This window comes from Candidatus Methylomirabilota bacterium, assembly GCA_035260325.1.
Lineage (GTDB): Bacteria > Methylomirabilota > Methylomirabilia > Rokubacteriales > CSP1-6 > AR19.
Window position 1 is genome coordinate 1 of record DATFVL010000017.1, and the last position, 17,880, is coordinate 17,880.

General features: G+C 66.9%; 18 protein-coding genes. 15 read left to right on the forward strand and 3 right to left on the reverse strand.

Translation table 11 applies throughout. The features are described from left to right. From VKG64_00950 to VKG64_00970, 5 genes are all read left to right on the forward strand, one after another. Positions 1-846, forward strand: an 846-nt coding sequence (locus VKG64_00950; protein HKB23591.1) for an ankyrin repeat domain-containing protein, incomplete at its 5' end; no start/stop codon positions are given. 82 nt (positions 847-928) lie between these two features. Continuing rightward, positions 929-1,525, forward strand: a complete 597-nt coding sequence (locus VKG64_00955) for a hypothetical protein (GenBank protein HKB23592.1) — start codon at positions 929-931, stop codon at positions 1,523-1,525. 274 nt (positions 1,526-1,799) lie between these two features. Then, a complete protein-coding gene (locus VKG64_00960; GenBank protein ID HKB23593.1) occupies positions 1,800-2,720 on the forward strand; it encodes an alpha/beta fold hydrolase in 921 nt (306 codons plus the stop codon). A 119-nt stretch (positions 2,721-2,839) separates the two neighbouring features. After that, complete coding sequence (locus VKG64_00965; protein ID HKB23594.1) at positions 2,840-3,085, forward strand: hypothetical protein; 246 nt, start codon at positions 2,840-2,842, stop codon at positions 3,083-3,085. Positions 3,086-3,172: 87 nt separating this feature from the next. Beyond that, entirely contained in the window at positions 3,173-3,904 is a 732-nt protein-coding gene (locus tag VKG64_00970) for a YEATS-associated helix-containing protein (protein HKB23595.1), read from the forward strand. 41 nt (positions 3,905-3,945) lie between these two features. On the opposite strand, the gene VKG64_00975 is transcribed toward VKG64_00970, so the two are convergent. The 3 genes from VKG64_00975 to VKG64_00985 all read right to left on the reverse strand — a co-directional run bounded on the left by VKG64_00975 (position 3,946) and on the right by VKG64_00985 (position 6,570). Beyond that, positions 3,946-4,668, reverse strand: coding sequence for an outer membrane beta-barrel protein (locus VKG64_00975; GenBank protein ID HKB23596.1), 723 nt, complete (start codon positions 4,666-4,668; stop codon positions 3,946-3,948). Between the two features lie 114 nt (positions 4,669-4,782). Next, positions 4,783-5,589 (reverse strand): hypothetical protein, encoded by an 807-nt coding sequence (locus VKG64_00980; protein HKB23597.1) that lies wholly within the window; start codon positions 5,587-5,589, stop codon positions 4,783-4,785. 396 nt (positions 5,590-5,985) lie between these two features. Further along, positions 5,986-6,570, reverse strand: coding sequence for a recombinase family protein (locus VKG64_00985; protein HKB23598.1), 585 nt, complete (start codon positions 6,568-6,570; stop codon positions 5,986-5,988). Positions 6,571-7,097: 527 nt separating this feature from the next. Between VKG64_00985 and VKG64_00990 the strand changes: the two genes are divergently transcribed. From VKG64_00990 to VKG64_01035, 10 genes are all read left to right on the forward strand, one after another. Then, complete coding sequence (locus VKG64_00990) at positions 7,098-8,636, forward strand: MASE1 domain-containing protein (protein ID HKB23599.1); 1,539 nt, start codon at positions 7,098-7,100, stop codon at positions 8,634-8,636. Positions 8,637-8,713: 77 nt separating this feature from the next. After that, the gene (locus VKG64_00995; protein ID HKB23600.1) at positions 8,714-10,351 is read left to right on the forward strand and encodes an AMP-binding protein; all 1,638 of its coding nucleotides are present in this window, start codon (positions 8,714-8,716) and stop codon (positions 10,349-10,351) included. A 3-nt stretch (positions 10,352-10,354) separates the two neighbouring features. Next, positions 10,355-11,509, forward strand: coding sequence for an acyl-CoA dehydrogenase family protein (locus tag VKG64_01000; GenBank protein ID HKB23601.1), 1,155 nt, complete (start codon positions 10,355-10,357; stop codon positions 11,507-11,509). Positions 11,510-11,612: 103 nt separating this feature from the next. Then, on the forward strand, positions 11,613-12,788 hold the full coding sequence (locus VKG64_01005; protein HKB23602.1) for an ABC transporter substrate-binding protein: 1,176 nt from the start codon (positions 11,613-11,615) through the stop codon (positions 12,786-12,788). 3 nt (positions 12,789-12,791) lie between these two features. Continuing rightward, a complete protein-coding gene (locus VKG64_01010; protein HKB23603.1) occupies positions 12,792-13,649 on the forward strand; it encodes a branched-chain amino acid ABC transporter permease in 858 nt (285 codons plus the stop codon). Further along, a complete protein-coding gene (locus tag VKG64_01015) occupies positions 13,646-14,587 on the forward strand; it encodes a branched-chain amino acid ABC transporter permease (protein HKB23604.1) in 942 nt (313 codons plus the stop codon). Before VKG64_01010 ends, VKG64_01015 begins: the two co-directional genes overlap by 4 nt. Next, on the forward strand, positions 14,577-15,344 hold the full coding sequence (locus tag VKG64_01020; GenBank protein HKB23605.1) for an ABC transporter ATP-binding protein: 768 nt from the start codon (positions 14,577-14,579) through the stop codon (positions 15,342-15,344). The genes VKG64_01015 and VKG64_01020 overlap by 11 nt, the downstream gene beginning before the upstream one ends. Further along, complete coding sequence (locus tag VKG64_01025) at positions 15,337-16,041, forward strand: ABC transporter ATP-binding protein (protein HKB23606.1); 705 nt, start codon at positions 15,337-15,339, stop codon at positions 16,039-16,041. The genes VKG64_01020 and VKG64_01025 overlap by 8 nt, the downstream gene beginning before the upstream one ends. A gap of 12 nt (positions 16,042-16,053) precedes the next feature. After that, positions 16,054-17,580 carry an AMP-binding protein gene (locus tag VKG64_01030; GenBank protein ID HKB23607.1) on the forward strand — a complete coding sequence of 509 codons (1,527 nt, stop codon included), beginning with the start codon at positions 16,054-16,056 and terminating at the stop codon, positions 17,578-17,580. After that, on the forward strand, positions 17,577-17,880 hold a 304-nt coding region (locus VKG64_01035), incomplete at its 3' end, for a methionine synthase (GenBank protein ID HKB23608.1). The genes VKG64_01030 and VKG64_01035, both read left to right, overlap by 4 nt.

Here is a 17,880-nt window from a genome sequence, read left to right on the forward strand (position 1 = left end):
TTTCTTTTTCTAGGTCTCTTTGCTGTTTTGGCAGGCTCGTCGATACTTTTGCGTCTCACGTCAACTTATAACGATTCTTACACGCTTTCCGGATTTCATGTTCAGAAGCAGGGGCTCAGTAGTTTGCTGTTGGTCCTGGCCCTGCTTACAGTTTCTATTTCGGGCTATGTCAATGCCAAGAGTAAGGCATCCAGAGTAACGTTGTTAGTTTCCGCTGGAGGCTTGCTCCTTATTACAGTGTTATTCGTTCCGCCGGAAATGATCAAATTTAATCAGCGGGTAAATAATGGAACTTTAGTTGAAAGACCTGGGAGCCTCAATCCACTCATGATGTCCGCCTACAAAGGGGATCTTCGGGAAATGGAAAGACTGATCAAAAACGGCGCAAAGGTCAATGCCCGAAACGATGTCAACAATACGGCGCTTCATTTTGCCGCGGGAGCCACCCCCATTCAGAATCAAATATATCGTGGAAGCCCTGAAGCGGTGACCTATCTCATTGAGCACGGAGCGGATGTAAACGCTCAAAACAATGCGAAGATCACTCCTTTGATGGACGCGGTTTATAACAATAACTTGGAAAGTCTCAAAATCCTCATAGCTCGCGGAGCCGACGTAAATAAGATGTCCCGGTACAATGAGACCGCTTTAAGCGCAGCGATGATTCGCGCCTCTGGCCGCGCTGACACCTTCGGCAACCGATATCGCGACATGGCCATTGAACTACTCCGGCACGGCGCAGACCCCAATTTCAAGGACTTTACAGGCCGTACCCCTCTGCAAACGGCAGAGAAGTTTCACGAAGTCGGTTTAGCAAGAGAACTCAAAGAGCACGGAGCAAAATAGGGATTTATAGGTTGAGCCGAGCTTCGCGAGAAACCTTGCCAGGGAACCTAATTTGATTCGTTTTCACACCGTGTGCGTTGGTGTGGCTCTCGAAGCGGTCAGTCTGCTCGTGCCCGCGGCGAGCGCCGCCGGTGCCGCCGAGTGCATGGACCGGTTCCCTGAAGGGCGGTACGGGATCCCCCGCGCCCATCCGGTGATTGCGTCCGGGAAGGCAAGCGTCGACGGGTACTCGCCGCTCTACGTCCGTACGCAGGCTGTGGCGATCACCAAGCCCGAGGACTGCAAGTACGTCTACACGTTCGACGTCTTCCGGCTCGTGGAGTCGCCGACCGCGCTGCTCGCCGGATGCATCGGCGACTTCGACGGCAACGGCCAGCCTGACGTGGCGCTCCTGATGAAACGGCAGAGCGACGGGCGGGTCGTGCCAGTCGTCTTCCGGTCACAGGGAGTGGGATACGACATCACGCTGATCGACGACATTACAGACCCGTACGGGTTCAATGAGGATCCGAGCGTGTGGCCCGGGCCGTTCTGCCATCCGAAACCTCCGAGCGGAGTCTTCGAGTCGGTGGTGGGAGGCAAGGTGACGGTCGTGGGCGATCTCTTCACCATCGGCTGGAAAACGTACTTCTGGAACAGGGCCACCAGCCGCTTCGATGCGATCCTGACGAGCGACTGACGAGCAGCGTGACGGCGCGCACGATAGGAACGTGACCCTCCGGAGACGGAGTATTGCCATGCCAACTCGTCGGGCTTCAGCGGGCAGAGCCTACTCGATCTTGCGCCCGAAAGAAGGAAATGCGGGCTTAAGCGCCTCTCGCCCCGCGACCGCGAGCGCATTCTCGCGGTCCTCGCCGCGACGCGCGACGACCCCATCCAGGGAGACATCGAGCATCTCAAGAATCAACCATAAATGCCTCATCAAGAAGTCTTGGGTCTTGCTTCTCGCAACGGTGGCCTTGGCCCAAAGCGCCGGCGCCGCCAGCGCGTTCCTCGACCTTCAGACGCCGACGGGGACGATTCACGGGACGCTCGAGATCCCCCGAGGCCCGGCGCCCATTCCGATCGCGCTCCTGTGTGCCGGTTCCGGCCCCACCGATCGCGACGGCAACGACTCGGCCGGCAAGAATAACAGCCTCAAGCTGCTCGCCGAGGGGTTGGCCGAGCATGGGATCGCCACGCTCCGGTTCGACAAGCGCGGAGTCGGAGCGAGCCGAGCGGCGGCGCCGCGAGAAGAAGGCCTTCGGTTCGATGTGTACGTCGATGACGCCGTTGCCTGGATCGATCAGCTCCGGCGTAACCCCCGGTTCAAGGGGCTCGCGGTCGTCGGTCACAGCGATGGCGCCTTGGTCGGCATCGTTGCGGCGACCCGAGTCGCCGTCGACACCATTGTCGCCATCAGCGGCGCCGGCCGGCCGGCCGATGACGTTCTGCTCGACCAACTGACGAGGCAACTCGCGAGCCAGCCCCGTGCACTGGAGGAAGCGCGGCGCATCCTCGGGGAGCTCAGAGCGGGGCGTACCGTCCCCAAGGTCGATGCGGGCTTTGCCGCACTCTTCCGGCCCAGCGTCCAGCCGTATCTGATCTCGTGGTTCCGCTACGACCCCACGCGCGAGCTGGCGAAATTGACGATCCCCGTCCTGATCGTCCACGGAACGACGGATCTCCAGCTCAACACTACTGAAGCTCGAGCTCTGACTCGCGCCAAGCCCGATGCCCGGCTGGAGATCATCGAAGGGATGAATCACGTCCTCAAGATCGCGCCGGGTGATGCGCAGGCCAACCTCGCGACTTACACCAACCCCACGCTGCCGCTGGCGCCAGAATTGGTCGAGACCGTGGCCAAGTTCCTGAGACAAGCTTGGGGTCTTTGAACGAGGGTAAGACCCGGTGGCTGACCGCGCCGATCCTGGCTGCACATTCGCGCTGCGCCGATTCCGGGAATAGCACGGTATCGCCTCGAGGGAGATCCGACCCGTGCGGCCGGCGCGCGATGCTCATCGAGCTCGTCGCCCTCTCACGGCTCATGCCGGATTCGCCGGCACTGAGAAAGCGCGTGCGGAACATACTCGACCACCTGACGTGCAAGCGAGACCACGAGAAGAAGATTGAGTTCAGGGATGGGAAGTATATTGGGGCAATGTCTCCCGAAGACGCAGGAAAGGCAGCAGCGCGTAGCATCCGGAAAGGTGACGCAGAGGTTCTTCTCCTTGCCGGGCATATGACCTTCCTGTTATAGAGTCTGTGAGACAGGAACGACGTTCTCCATACACTGACGCCACCTTCACCGCGGCGCGGGGCGGCTGTCGACAGCCGACAGTAAAGGATGAGCGGTCTGAGGGAGTTCGTGGGGATCCTCGACACGCTGAACCTGGACGCGCATTTTTGGCTCATCGTGTGTTTGATTGTCGCTTTCGGTGGTTTGGGCGGACTGGTGAACTATTGCCTCCGAGGAGTGGAGGAGAAGAACAAGCCGACGACGTTGTTGCGGGCCGTCGTCGTCGGCGTGGGCGCCTCGTTCCTTGTCCCGCTCTTTCTCAACATGATCTCGAGTGATCTCCTGGCTGGAAGTAGGACCGACAGCCTGAAGGTCCTCGTCTTTGCTGGGTTCTGTCTTGTCGCAGCAATTTCCGCTCGCGCCTTCATCACGTCCCTGACGGACAAAGTCGTAAGGGAGTTGAAGGAAAAGGCGGACGCCGCGGGACAACGAGCCATGGTGGCTGACCAGAAAGCGACGGGTGCCGTTGAAACCTCGGCGGAACCCGCGGCACCGGCGAGGTCCGTTCCGCGGCACGAGGGCGCCGACGTCCGCCACAGCATCGCCGACCTCTTCAAGATCGACCCGGAAGACGAGCGACTGCTGAAAATGCTGCGCGATAGCAAGTATAAGTTCCGCACGGTCGAAGGGCTCGCCAGTGAGAGCAGCATGGACCCGCTGGTCGTGAACAACCGACTGGTGCGACTTCAGAACATAGGGTACGTAGGAACCGTCGAGAGTGGCGGCAGGAAACTGTGGTACATCACCGGGGACGGGCGGTCGGCGTTGACTGATGGATGACTCAAACACGGGTTCGAAAGCCGCTGGGCCACGAGTCATTCTCAAAAACGGACGGAGACTCCGCTGAGCAAGTGGTGGGTGCTCAGGTGGGTCCTGAACGTGATCTCCCTGGAGTCGAGCGCCGCCCGGATGTGGGTGTGTCGATACTCGCTGAAAACGCCGATGTTCCGCGTGAACTCCCAGAGCACTCCGGCTCCCACTTGCACGCCATGGGTCGCGCGCGTATCGAACCCCTCAAGATGCTGAATGTACAACCCCGGTCCCGCCGTCACGTACGGCTGGAGCCGGCCATTCGGGAAGTTCGTGCTCTCGAGCATCGGCCACCGGAACATCAAGTCGAAGCAGGCCGCGGTGATGAAAAGATCAACCTCCCGAAGCTTCACCGGCCCGGCGCCCGACACGTTGATTGGGACCCCGAACAGCGCCCCCCTCGTGTCGGTGATCGTTCCCTTGCCCATCTTGGTCTGGGAGCTGATGTCTGGTCGAAAGTGGGACACGTCGAGGCCAAGCCCGAAGAACTTGACCGACTCGAACCAATACCCGCCGCGGCCGCCCACCGAAAACGATTTGTCGTAGCTGACATTCTTGACGAAGCCGGCCACGGCCACGCCATCAAGCTTCCCGTCGAGGGAGAAGCGATGGCGCTCGGTGAAGGCCGCGCCACTGTACAGGTCAGTGAACCACTCCGCGGCTGTCGGATGCACGCCGACGACGAGCGAGACAAGCGTGGCCGCTATTGCGACAGACGACTTAGCGGGCACCATCCGCGGGACGGCCCTCCTGGGACCCAAATACTATCGACTTCAGCGCCTGTTTTGAGAGGAACTTTTTCGAGCGCCGCGTTTGAGGCGCGATCGGGACATGAAGTTGAGCTTGAATCAATCTTCGTCTTCGTTCTCGTCGCCCTCGTCTTCATCATCTTCGTCATAATGATCGTCATCTTCATCGTACCCATCAGGTCGATTATCCTCGTCGCCGTCCTCGGCTTCTCCTAGCTCCTCATCCAGGATCTCGTCCACGCGCGCCTCCACAGCGCGCTCCGACTCCTTCCCGGTGAGTGCTGCTTCGAGCTCTCCTTTGACTCGCCGTAGGATGCTCCGCCGGTCGCGGGGGTCGAGATCGTCCACCTCCTGCAGGGCATCGCACGCGAAATCCGTCCCGTGCTCGAACAGCGCTGCGACTCGTTCCTCCTCCTCCTGCTGCGCCTGTTCCTGACTCACGCGCTGTTCGGCCGCCCGCCGTGCCTCCTCTCGCTGGCGCTCGGCGCGGTCCGCGTCCTCCCGCAACCGGGTCTGTTGGTGCTCCTGCTCCTCGCGGCGCCGGCGCTCCTCGAGTCGTTTGGCCTCATCCTGCGCTTCCATCACCGGGCGATAGTGCGTGTCGCGGATCCCCTCGGCGAGGGCCACCAGCTCCCACTCCGCCAGCTCCTCCACGGCGCGGGCCGCCAGCTCGCGCTCGATCTCCATGAGCGCCCGGGCTCTGATCTCTGCCGGAACGGTATAGCCGGGGGACGACCAGCGTCCGACGACCTGGTCCTTGATGCGCTGGATGAGCTGCCGGCGCCGGTGCTTCAGGGCCTCTGCGGCCTCCTGCTTGCCCCGCTTCTCTTCGGCCTCGAGGAACGCGTTGAGCTCTGTCCACGCTGGCGCGTCATCGCGGGGCGCCCGGCGCTCGGTCTCCAGCACGGGTCGCTGCTCGAGATCGACGGGATCGACCCCTGCTTGAGGGTCCTCTGCCTTAGGCACGGACCTGCCTATAGGCAGGCTGCCTATAGGCGCGCTGCCTAAAGGCAGAAACCGACTGAGAGGTCCTGTTCTTCCCTGACGCCGCCGGTAATTCGGGCAGTGCCGCAAGTGCGCACGGACGGCTTGCGCGTTGCTGAATTGTCCACCGCAGAAACCACACCGTGCCATTGTTTCCTCCTCCAGTGTTGCGGTCAACGAATAGCGGGTTGGATCGTGGTGCACGAGGACGGTTGGGGGCGACTGCACGCCTTCGGCTCGAGGACGCCCAGGTCAGCACGGCCCCCCCGGGCATCGGGGCAGCGTTTGAAAACGTCGCTGACGGGTTTGTAAACGCCTTCAATGGCCATTGGTGGAGAGCTTCCGGGCCAGCCGATGGGCCAGGGCGGGCGAGATGGTGAGACGGCGCCCGATCGCGCGATAACTGAATCCCTCACCTCGGAGCGCGAGGACCTGGTCCGCGCTGACGGCAGTACGAGGCCGGCCTACTACCTTTCCGAGGGCCCTGGCGCGCTGCAGTCCGGACCGGATGCGGTCGCCGATCAAGGCGCGCTCGAACTGCCCAATGGCGGCCATGACGTGGAAGACCAGCTCACCCGCTGGGGTCGAGGTATCCACGTCCTCTTTGATTGAGACGAAGGCCACATGGCAGCGGCGAAGGTGCTCGAGCGTCTCGACGAGCTGCTTCACCGACCTCGCCGCGCGATCGAAGCGCTGGACGATGACCGCCGCAAACGTTCTGCGCGCGGCGTCGGCCAGCAACCGGCGGAACTCGGGACGGTTCTCCTTGGCTCCCGACGCCACATCGGCATACGTGGACACGAGGGTCCACCCACGCAGAGCGACGTGCTGCCGGATCTCAGCGAACTGGACTTCAAGATCCTGATGCTGGGTGCTGACTCGGGCATACGCGGCGACGTGCATCGCGTTCACGCCGTGCAGGTGTGCGCCCGTGAGTGTTGGATCGGAAGGACGCGGACGAGGGCGGTGCGGGGTTTACCGCGAAGCGCTACAGAACTACGGCCAGAGCAAGGAGGCGCCGCAGGACCCGCCCGAGGAGCAGCGGTCCCGGCCATCAGGCAGCTCGGGGGCGCACGCCTCCTCGCAGGGGAATGGCCAATCTAAAGCGGGCGGGTCCCCTTGGGGCCACCATCCCGCCGGGCCAGGGTAAATCCCGTAGACGATCTTTCAGGTATTCACCTGAATCGTATTGAGGGATTTCCCTACTTTCCAGAAAGCGAATGGCCTCGTAGCGTCGAGGTATCGATGTCGATCGTCTCACCGCCGAACAGGTGAAGCTCGTGGGCGACATCGGCGCCTCGGAGGCCGTCGCCAAGACGTAGCTCGTCGCCTCTCTCGTCGCGTGGGGGCGGGAGCAGGACGACCCTGTCCCGCCGGTGCCCCGGGTCGCGTCGGCCCGGCACTGAGCAGCCTTGCGAGAGAACCGCAGAATGGGTGCGCTTCGCGTTCCCCTCGTGCCGTGGGACCTCCTGGTCCTTACCGGGATTTACTTCGTCGCCGGCAAGGTCGGGCTGATGCTGGCGTTCGTGCACCCCAGCGCCACGGCGGTGTGGCCGCCCACCGGCATCGCGCTCGCGGCGACCCTGCTGCTCGGCTACCGGGTGTGGCCCGCGCTCCTCCTCGGCGCGTTCCTGGTGAACGTCACGACGGAGGGATCGGTCTGGACGTCGCTCGGCATCGCCACCGGGAACACGCTCGAGGGGCTCCTCGGCGGCTGGCTCGTCACCCGGTACGCCGGCGGTCGCGACGTCTTCGCACGCGCGAGGGACATCGTCAAGTTCGCAACTCTTGCCGGGCTCGCGAGCACGGCGGTGAGCGCGACGATCGGCGTGGCGAGTCTGTCGCTCGGGGGCTACGCGAGCTGGGATCGCTTCGGGGCCATCTGGTTCACTTGGTGGCTCGGAGACGTCGCGGGCGCACTCGTGGTCGCGCCGGTGCTGATCCTCTGGGGGAGCGACTCCACCGTGCGATGGACCCGGGCGCGTGTGCTCGAGCTCGCGCTGCTGCTCGGCGGCGTGGTCCTGGTCGGCGGGAGCGTGTTCGTCGGCCTGGCGTGGCCCTGGGTGCGGGACTATCCGCTCGAGTTCCTGTGCATCCCGTTCCTCGTCCTGGCCGCGTTCCGGTACGGCCAGCGGGAGGCGGCGACGTGCGTCGCCCTCCTCGCCGCGATCGCGATCTGGGGGACGCTGCACGGCTCCGGGCCCTTCGTCCGGGTCTCTCCGAACGAATCGCTCCTGCTGCTCCAGGCCTTCATGGGCACGATGGTCCTGATGACGCTGCTCCTGGCGGCGGTCGTGACGCAGCACGCGCGGGTCGAAGCGGCGCTGGCCCACGTCGCCGCGATCGTCGAGTCCTCGGACGACGCGATCATCGGCAAGACGCTCGACGGCGTCATCACCAGCTGGAACGCCGGGGCCGAGCGGCTCTACGGCTACGCGGCCCGGGAGGTGATCGGGTGGCCGATCGCACTCATCAGTCCGCGGGACCTCGACCACGAGCTGCCGATGATCCTGGAACGGCTCGCACGGGGCGGGCGAATCGACCATCGCGAGACGGTGCGGGTGACGCGGGGCGGGCGACGGCTCGACGTGTCCATCACCGTGTCGCCGGTCCGCAACGCGGAGGGGCGGATCGTCGGCGCGTCGTCCATCGCGCGCGACATCACGCACCGGAAGGAGATGGAGAAGGCCATCCGGGAGCGCGACGCCCTCCGGTACGTCGCGAGCCTCGCCGCCGCGGCCGCGCACGAGATCAACAATCCCCTCGCGGTCATCATGGGCCAGGCGCAGCTGCTCCAGCACGCGGTGGACCCGGAGGCGCGCCGGCGGATCGACGAGATCCTCGAGGCGACCCGGCGGATCGAGGCGATCGTGGCCCGGCTGAAGCAGATCGACCGGCTGGAGCTGGCCGAGGCGCCGCCGTACCTGCCGGAGATGCTCGACCTCGGGAAGTCGAGCTCGGACTGCTAGGGCGGGCATTCGGGAAGAGCAAAGTCCTCCCCACCGGTACGCGCAGCGGCCATTCTCAGTACAATCACGGGAAGCCCATGGCCCGCAACATGACGGACTACGCGGCGACCTGCCGGAGCTTCCGGCTCCCCACGCCCGAGCGCTTCAACTGGGCGTTCGACACGTTCGACGGCTGGGCGCGCGACCCGGCGAAGCTCGCCCTCCTCTGGGTGGCCGCCGACGGCCAGCCCCGGCGCTTCACGTACGCCGAGCTGGCGGAGCGCTCCCGCCGCTTCGCGAACGCCCTCGCCGGGCTCGGCGTGGCGGCCGGCGAGCGCGTGTTCATCATGCTGCCGCGCGTCCATCAGTGGTGGGAGATCGTCCTGGGCTGTATCCGCGCCCGCGCGGTGTCCGTGCCGGGCACGACGCTGCTCACGACCAAGGACATCGAGTACCGGCTCAACATCGCCGAGGCGTCGGTCGTCATCACCGACGAGGACAACCAGGAGAAGATCGAGCGGGTCCTCCCCCGATGTCCGACGGTCAAGCACCGGATCGTCGTCGGGCGCGGCGGCGGCTGGCATGAGTACGAGCCGCTGCTCCGGCGCGCGTCGCCGCAGATGGCGCACCCGCGGAACGCGAGCGGCGACCCGATGATGATCTATTTCACCTCGGGCACCACCGGCTATCCGAAGATGGTGCTCCACACACACGCCTCCTATCCCATCGGCCACGTGATCACCGGCAAGTTCTGGCTCGACAACACGCCGGACGACCTCCACTGGACGATCTCCGACACCGGGTGGGCCCAGGCGGCGTGGACGTGTCTCTTCGCGCCGTGGAACATGGGCGCCGCGCTCTTCGTCTGGGACGCGCGCGGGAAGAAGTTCGAGCCCGAGGAGACGCTCACGATGTTCGAGCGCTTCCCGATCACGACCTTCTTCGCGCCCCCGACGGCGTACCGCATGCTGGTCCAGGAGCCGTTGAAGAAGTACAGGTTCCCCACGCTCCGCCACTGCCTCGGCGCGGGCGAGGCGGTGAACCCCGAGGTCATCGCGGCGTGGAAGGAGGGCACGGGGCACCACATCTACGAGGGCTACGGCCAGACCGAGACCGTGCTCGTGGCCGCGACGTTCCCCGCGACGCCGTGGAAGCCGGGCTCGATGGGCCCGGCCGCCCCGGGCCACCGGCTCGCGATCGTCGACGAGGCCGGCCGCGAGCTGCCCCGCGGCACCGAAGGGGACATCGCGATCGCGGTCAAGCCGGAGCGGCCGGTCGGGATGTTCAGGGAGTACTGGAAGAACCCCGAGGCGACGGCGAACTGCCACCGCGGCGACTGGTACGTCACCGGCGACCGCGCGTCCATGGACGAGGACGGCTACATCTGGTTCGTGGGTCGCGCCGACGACGTGATCAATAGCGCGTCCTATCGCATCGGCCCGTTCGAGGTGGAATCGGCGCTGGTCGAGCACCCGGCCGTGCAGGAGGCGGCGGTCATCGGCAAGCCCGACGCGCTGCGCGGCGAGATCGTGAAGGCGTTCGTCGTGCTCGCGCCGGGATACCCGCCGACCGACGCGCTCGTGGGCGAGCTGCAGGAGCACGTGAAGACCGTGACCGCGCCCTACAAGTACCCGCGCGAGATCGAGTTCGTCCCCGACCTGCCGAAGACCATCTCGGGCAAGATCCGGCGCACGGAGCTGCGGCAGATGGAACGCGCCAGGGCGACGAAGGGCTGAGCGGTGGGACGGCGCCTCTTCTCCGATGAGCACGAGATGCTCCGCAAGAGCATCCGCGCCTTCGTCGAGAAGGAGGTCACGCCCCACGTCCGCGAGTGGGAGGACGCCGGCCGGATCCCGCGCTCGCTCTGGCGGCGCCTCGGCGAGCTCGGCTTCCTCGGCCTCGAGTTCCCGACGGAGTACGGCGGCGGCGGCGGCGACGTCCTCTCGAGCGTCGTCCTCGGCGAGGAGATGGCGCGGTGCCGCTCGGGCGGCGTCGCCTTCAGCGTCCTCGTGCACACGGACATGTCCTCGCCGTGGCTGACCCGCTTCGGCACGGACGCCCAGAAGCGGCGGTACCTCCCGCGGATCATCGCCGGCGAGCTGGTCTGCGCGCTGGCGATCACCGAGCCCGGCACCGGGTCCGACATGGCGGCGCTCGCGACGCGCGCCGAGCGGCGCGGCGACCACTACGTCCTGACGGGCAGCAAGATGTTCATCACCAACGGCGTCTACGGCGATCTCTACTTCGTCGCGGCGCGCACCGCGCCGGGCACGCCCGGCCGCCGCCACGACGGCCTCTCGATGTTCCTCGTCGAGCGCGGGCTCCCGGGCTTTGCGGTGAGCCGCAAGCTCGACAAGATGGGCATGCGGGCCTCCGACACCGCCGAGCTCGCGTTCCAGGACTGCCCGGTCCCCGCGGAGAACCTGCTCGGCGTCGAGGGGCGCGGCTTCCAGCAGCTCGCGGCCGGCCTCCAGCGCGAGCGCCTGATGGCGGCCGTGCTCGCGGTCTCCGGGGCCGCGCAGGCGCTCGAGGACACGCTCGCCTACCTGCGCGAGCGCACGGCGTTCGGCGAGCCGCTCGCCGCCCGGCAGGCGCTGCGCCACCGCGTCGCCGACCGCGCGACCGACCTCGAGGCCGCGCGGGCGCTCGTCGACCACGCCGCGTCGCTCTACGCCGGCGGCGAGGAGTGCGTGACCGAGGTCTCCATGGCGAAGCTCTTCGCCACGGAGGTCGCGAACAAGGTCGCCTACGACGCCGTGCAGCTGCACGGCGGCTACGGCTACATGCGCGAGTTCCCGGTGGAGGGGTTCTTCCGCGACGTCCGGCTCTGGACCATCGCCTCCGGCACGTCCGAGATCATGCGCGAGATCATCGCGAAGCGCTTGCCGCTCTGAGCCCGCGCGCCGGTTGACACGCGCGGTCAGTTGGTATGCAATCTCCCCGCCCGCGGCACGACCGCCGCGGGATCGTCGCGACCACACGCAAAGGAGGCCGGAGATGAGGCATCCCGGAGCCGCCGTCGCCCTCGTGCTGGTGCCCCTGCTCCTCCTCGCGACGCCCGCGCCCGCCCAGGACGTCGTGAAGATCGGCCAGATCGAGGCGCAGACGGGCGCCAACGCGATCTACGGCTGGATGTCCTCCCAGGGCGCCGCGCTCGCCGTGGACGAGATCAACCGCGCCGGCGGCTTCACGGTCGGCGGCAAGACGTACAAGATCCAGCTCATCGCCCTCGACACGCGCGGCGAGCCCAAGGAAGCGACGGTGCAGCTCAAGCGCCTGATCGAGGTCGACGGCGTGAAGTACATCTTCGGGCCGTTCCTGTCGAACGTCTTCCTCGCCATCCGGCCGTACGCCGCGGAATTCAACGGCAAGATCCTCATGTGGGGCGGCGCGACGCGGATCCACGACTACGTCGGCACGCCCGGGCACGAGTTCCTGATGCGGACGTGGAACTGGGACGCGGGCCCGAGCGGCTTCGGCGAGCTGATGGTCGACAACCTCGTCAAGAGCACGGGCGCGAAGAAGATCGCCATGCTCTTCCAGAACGATCAGGGCGGCAAGGTGCTCGAAGACATCTACGGGCCGATGTTCAAGAAGAAGGGGATCGACTACCGCCTCGAATATTTCGAGCCCGGGACGAAGGACTTCTCGGCGGTCCTGGCCAAGATCGCCGTGTGGAAGCCCGACTTCCTCTTCCCGAGCTACGCGGACTCGTACCTCTATGACATCGTGCGACAGGCGACGGAGGCCGGACAGCTCACGAGGTTCTTCCTCGTCCGCGGCTCGCTCGGGCCCGGCCTGAAGAACAAGGACGGCATCGACGAGTACATGGTGTACGTGCCGAAGTACTTCGAGGCGGCGGAGAAGAAGGACCCGAAGGTGGCGAGGTTCGTCAAGGCGTACAAGGACTTCTACAGGCGCGACTTCCCGTACGACCAGGCGCCGCTCTGCTCGGCGTCGTGCTACGACCACGTGTACATGCTGGTCGACGCGATGAAGAGGGCGGGCACGGTGGACGACCCCGTCGCGGTCAAGCGAGAGCTCATGCGCATGGTGCACGACGGGCTGTGGAACATCCGGTTCGACGAGCGCGGCGAGGCGATCTTCAACTTCGACGTCGTCCGGCTCCGGAAGGGCGGCACGATCGAGGTCAGCACGATCAGTCCGAAATAGCCGTTGACCCAGCTCGTCCTCGGTCAGGTCCTGAACGGCGCCATCATCGGCGCGATGTACGGGATCATCGCGCTCGGGATCACGCTCACCTTCGGCATCACCGGCATCGTCAACTTCGCGCTCGGTGAGTTCATGATGATCGGCGCGTACGCGACCTACGCCCTCGCCGAGCGCGGCGGCCTGCCCTACGCGGTCGCGGTGGTGCCCGCCTGTCTCATCGCGGCGGCAGCCGGGTACCTCTCCAACAAGGCGTTCTTCCGGTTCACGCGCAACAACCTCGTCAACGGCCTCCTCGTCTCGATCGGCCTCATCTCGATCTTCGAGAGCGCCTCGATGCTCGTCTGGACGGCGACGCCGCTCGAGATGCACTTCGTCCTGCCCGGCGCGCTGCGCGTCGGGGACATCGGCCTGCCGAAGATGAAGCTCGTCGTGTTCGGCGTCATCATCGTCGTCATCGTCGCGACCTATCTGGGGCTCGCCCGCACCTGGCTCGGGCGCGCCGCGTTCGCGTACGCGCAGAACCCAGAGGCCGCGATGCTCATGGGCGTGCATACGCCGCGGCTCGAGACGGCGGTCATGCTGTACGCGACCGGGCTGGCCGGGCTCGGCGGCGCCCTCTACGCAAGCCTCTACTCGCTCGAGCCCGCGATGGGCGGCGTCTACGTGCTCAAGGGGATGGAGGCCGCGATCCTCGGCGGGATCGGCAGCCTGATGGGCTCGCTGTGGGGCGGGGTCATCCTCGGCGTCATCGAGGCGGTCGGCTCGATCTTCCTGCCGACGGCGTTTCGCGACGCGTACGGCCTCGCGGTCCTCGTCGCCATCCTGCTGTTCCGGCCCTCGGGCCTGTTCGGTGGCGAGTGAGCGCGCGGCTCGCGCTCTGGGGCGCGCTGTTCGCGCTGCCCGTCTTCGTGCGGAGCGACTTCCTCCTGACGATCTTCATCTTCACCTTCATCTACGGCATCCTCGCGGTCACGTTCGACCTGATCTTCGGCTTCACCGGGCAGCTCTCCATGTTCCACCCGGCCGTGTTCGGGGCGTCCGCGTACGCGACGCATCTGCTGGTCGTGCACGTCCGCGTGCCGTTCTGGGCGGCCACGCTGCCCTCGGCGGCGCTCGCGGCGGCGCTCGCGGTGATCGTCGGGAGCGTCTGCTTCAAGTTCCGGCTGAAGGCGTTCTACTTCGCCGTCGTCACGCTGGCGCTCGCGGAGATGATCCGCCTGGTCGTGATGAACTGGAACAGCGTGACGAACGGCACGCTCGGCCTCGTCGTCGCCGGCGCGCCGACCGTCTACTGGCCCGGGCGCGGCGTGGTGCCGGTCAAGGGGCCGGTCGCCTGGTACTACGTGACGCTCGTGTGCCTCGCGCTGACCGTGCTCATCTGCGCGCGCTGCCTGCGCTCCTGGATGGGCCGCTGCTTCGGGGCGATCCGCCTCAACGAGGACCTGGCCCGGACCCTCGGGATCAACGTCTTTCGCTACAAGCTCCTCGCCTTCGCCGTCGGCAACGCGCTCGCGTCGTTCGCCGGCGGCCTCTACGGCTACTACACCGGCTACATCGATCCGGGCCTTTTCGGGATCAACCAGTCGATGGAGGTGATCGCGATGGTCTTGCTGGGCGGCCAGGGCACGCTCGTGGGCCCGATCGTGGGCTCGCTCGTGCTCACCGGGCTGCCGCACGCCATCGATCTCCGGGCGGAGGTGCGCGCCATCGTGTACGGCGCGATCCTCATCTTCACGATCCTGGCGATGCCGCGGGGCATCGTCGGCTCGCTCTCCGTCTGGCGGCGGCGTGTTTCTTGACGTCCGGGCGCTCGCGAAGCGGTTCAGCGGCCTCGCCGCGGTGTCGGACGTTTCCTTCGGGGTCGAGCGCGGCGAGATCCTCGGGATCATCGGCCCCAACGGCTCGGGCAAGACCACGCTCCTCAGCATGATGGCCGGGCTCCTGCCGCCGACCTCGGGCGAGGTGCGCTGGAAGGGCCAGGCGATCCACACGCTCCGCCCCGACGTGATCGCCGCGCGCGGCATCGTCAAGACGTTCCAGGCCCCGCAGGTCTTCGCCGAGCTCTCCGCGTTCGACAACGTCCTGGTGGCCGGACACCTCGCGCGCAAGCGCGAGCTGGGGTGGCGCCGGGCCCTGGAGATCGTCGGCGCCGTACGCGCGACCGGCCGCCGCCTCGCGGATCGGGTGCGCGAGGTGCTCGGGCTCTGCAATCTCACCCCCGCGCTCGGGCACCTCGCCGGGAACCTCTCGTACGGCGAGGAGAAAATGCTGGGCATCGCGATGGCGCTGATGTGCGAGCCCGAGCTGCTGCTGCTCGACGAGCCCGCGTCGGGGCTCGGTCGCGAGGAGGTCCGGAACCTCACGCGCGTCCTCGACAAGGTCCACGCGGGCGGGACGACCCTCTGCATCGTCGATCACAAGATCGGTTTCCTCCGCGGGCTCGCCGGCCGCGTCATCGCGCTCAACCACGGCGAGAAGATCGCCGAGGGGACGCCCGACGCGGTGCTGGAGGACCCGAAGGTCGTCGAGGCCTATCTGGGGCGCGCCGGTGCTTGAGCTCCGCGCCATCAACTGTCACTACGCCAAGGTCCACGTGCTGCACGACGTGAACCTGACCGTGAACGGCGGCGAGGTGGTGTCGATCATCGGACCGAACGCGGCGGGCAAGACCACCATGCTCCGGGTGATCTCCGGCCTCAAGCCGCCCTCCGGCGGCACGCTGCGCTACCTCGGCGAGGACGCGACGGGCCTCCCGGCGTTCGAGCGCGTGCGCCGCGGGCTCGTCCTCGTCCCCGAGGGGCGTCAGATCTTTCCCCGGTTCACGGTGCTCGAGAACCTCCTCATGGGCGCCTACCAGCGCGCCGACCGGGACGCGCTGGGGCCCGACCTCGCGCGGGTGTACGAGCTCTTCCCGCGGCTCCGGGAGCGGCGGGGCCAGCGCGCCGGCTCGCTCTCCGGCGGCGAGCAGCAAATGCTCGCGATCGGGCGGGGGCTCATGGCGCGGCCGCGGTGCCTGCTGCTCGACGAGCCGTCGCTCGGCCTCGCGCCGATCGTCGTGACCGAGATCGCGCGCACGATCCGCGCGCTCGCGGCCGGCGGCCTCACGCTCGTGCTGGTGGAGCAGAATGCGGCCATGGCGCTCGAGCTGGCCGACCGCGCGTACGTGCTCGAGTCCGGGCACGTCTCGCTCGAGGGCAGCGCCGCCGAGCTCCGGCAGACGGACGTGGTGCGCAAGCTCTACCTCGGGGCCTAGCGTGGCGCGGGCATGCTGATCGTCGGCGGCCGGACGCTCAAGAGCGCGCTCGCGGACAAGGTCGAGCGCCTCGGCGACGCGGTCTTCCTCCGCTTCGAGGACGCCGAGGGCCGTGAGGGCGGGACGTGGACCTGGCGCGAGCTTGACCGGCAGGTGAGCCGCGCCGCGAACCTGCTGCGCGCCCGCGGCCTCCGGCACGGGGACAGGTTCAACCTGCACCTCGGGAACTGCCCCGAGTTCCTCGTCTTCTGGCTGGCGGCCGCGAAGACCGGGACCGTCATGGTCCCGACGAACCCGGTCTCGACCGCCGACGAGATGGCGTACATCCTCGCCCACTCCGGGGCGCGGCTCGCCATCACCGAGCCCCGGTACGCGGGCGCGATCGGCGCCGCGCGCGACGGCCTCGCCGGCCCCCTCGACGTCCTCGAGTGCCGGCCGCTCGAGCCGCTGCTGGCCGGGATGAAGGACACGGCGCCCGACGCCCGCCTCACGCCGGGCGACGAGATCTCGATGCAGTACACCTCGGGAACCACGTCCAAGCCCAAGGGGGTCCTGCTCACCCACGCCAACTATCTCTACGGCGGCGAGGCGATGGCGAAGGCGATGCGCGTCCTGCCGACGGATCGCCACCTGATCGTGCTGCCGCTCTTCCACGCGGGCGCCCAGCTCCACGCGTTCGTGCCGATGCTCCTGGTCGGCGGGAGCGTCGCCCTCATGGAGCGCTTCAGCGCCGCCCGGTTCGTGGATCAGGCCATCCGCCACGAGGCGACGCTGGCCTCGCTCTTCGCCGCGCCGATCCGGATGCTGCTCGCCCAGCCGCGGACCGCCGCCGACGGCCGCACGCGGCTCCGCGCGGTCTCGTACGCCCAGAACGTCACGGTGCCCCAGTTCGACGAGTGGCACGAGCAGTTCAAGGCGCCGCTCCAGCAGATCTGGGGGATGACCGAGACGATGTCGCTGCCGCTCATGCAGCCGCTCGATCTCCCGCGCAAGCCCCTGTCCATGGGGATGCCCGTGCTCGGCTACGAGTGCAAGGTGGTCGACGCGCACGGCCGCGAGGTGCCGCCCGGCGTCGTCGGCGAGCTCATCGTGCGCGGCGAGCCCGGCCTGTCGCTGATGAAGGGCTACGAAAAGAACCCGCAGGCGACGGCCGAGACGATCCGCGACGGGTGGCTGTACTCCGGGGACAACGCCTGGCGGGACGAGGACGGCTACTTCTTCTTCGTGGACCGGAAGAAGGACATGATCAAGCGCGCCGGCGAGAACGTCTCGGCCTCGGAGGTCGAGGAGACGCTCCGGCAGCATCCGGCCGTCTTCGACGCCGCCGTCGTCGGGGTGCCCGACCCCATCCGCGACCAGGCGATCAAGGCCTACGTCATCCCGCGGGAGGGTGCCGCGACGACCGCCGACGAGCTGATCGAGTGGTGCCGCGCGCGGCTGTCGTCGTTCAAGGTCCCGGAGCTGGTCGAGTTCCGCGACGCCTTCCCGCGGACCTCCGTCGGCAAGATCCAAAAACATCTCTTCGAGGAGCGCCCATGAGCCCCACGCTGCCGCCCATCCCGACGCACGTCATCGGAAGCCACGGCTTCCCCGGCTGGTTCTGGACCGCGCTCGACAAGGTCAAGGCCGGCGAGTACGGCCAGACCGATGTCCGGGAGACGTTCGACGACGCGACCCAGCTCGCCATCCGGGACCAGGAGCGCGCGGGCGTGGACATCGTCTGCGACGGCGAGATGCGCCGCTTCTTCTTCGTGCAGACCTTCTACGGGAAGATGGACGGGCTCGACGTGATCGAGCCGCTGCGGAAGACCGGCCTCTACGCCTACGACTCGACGCCGC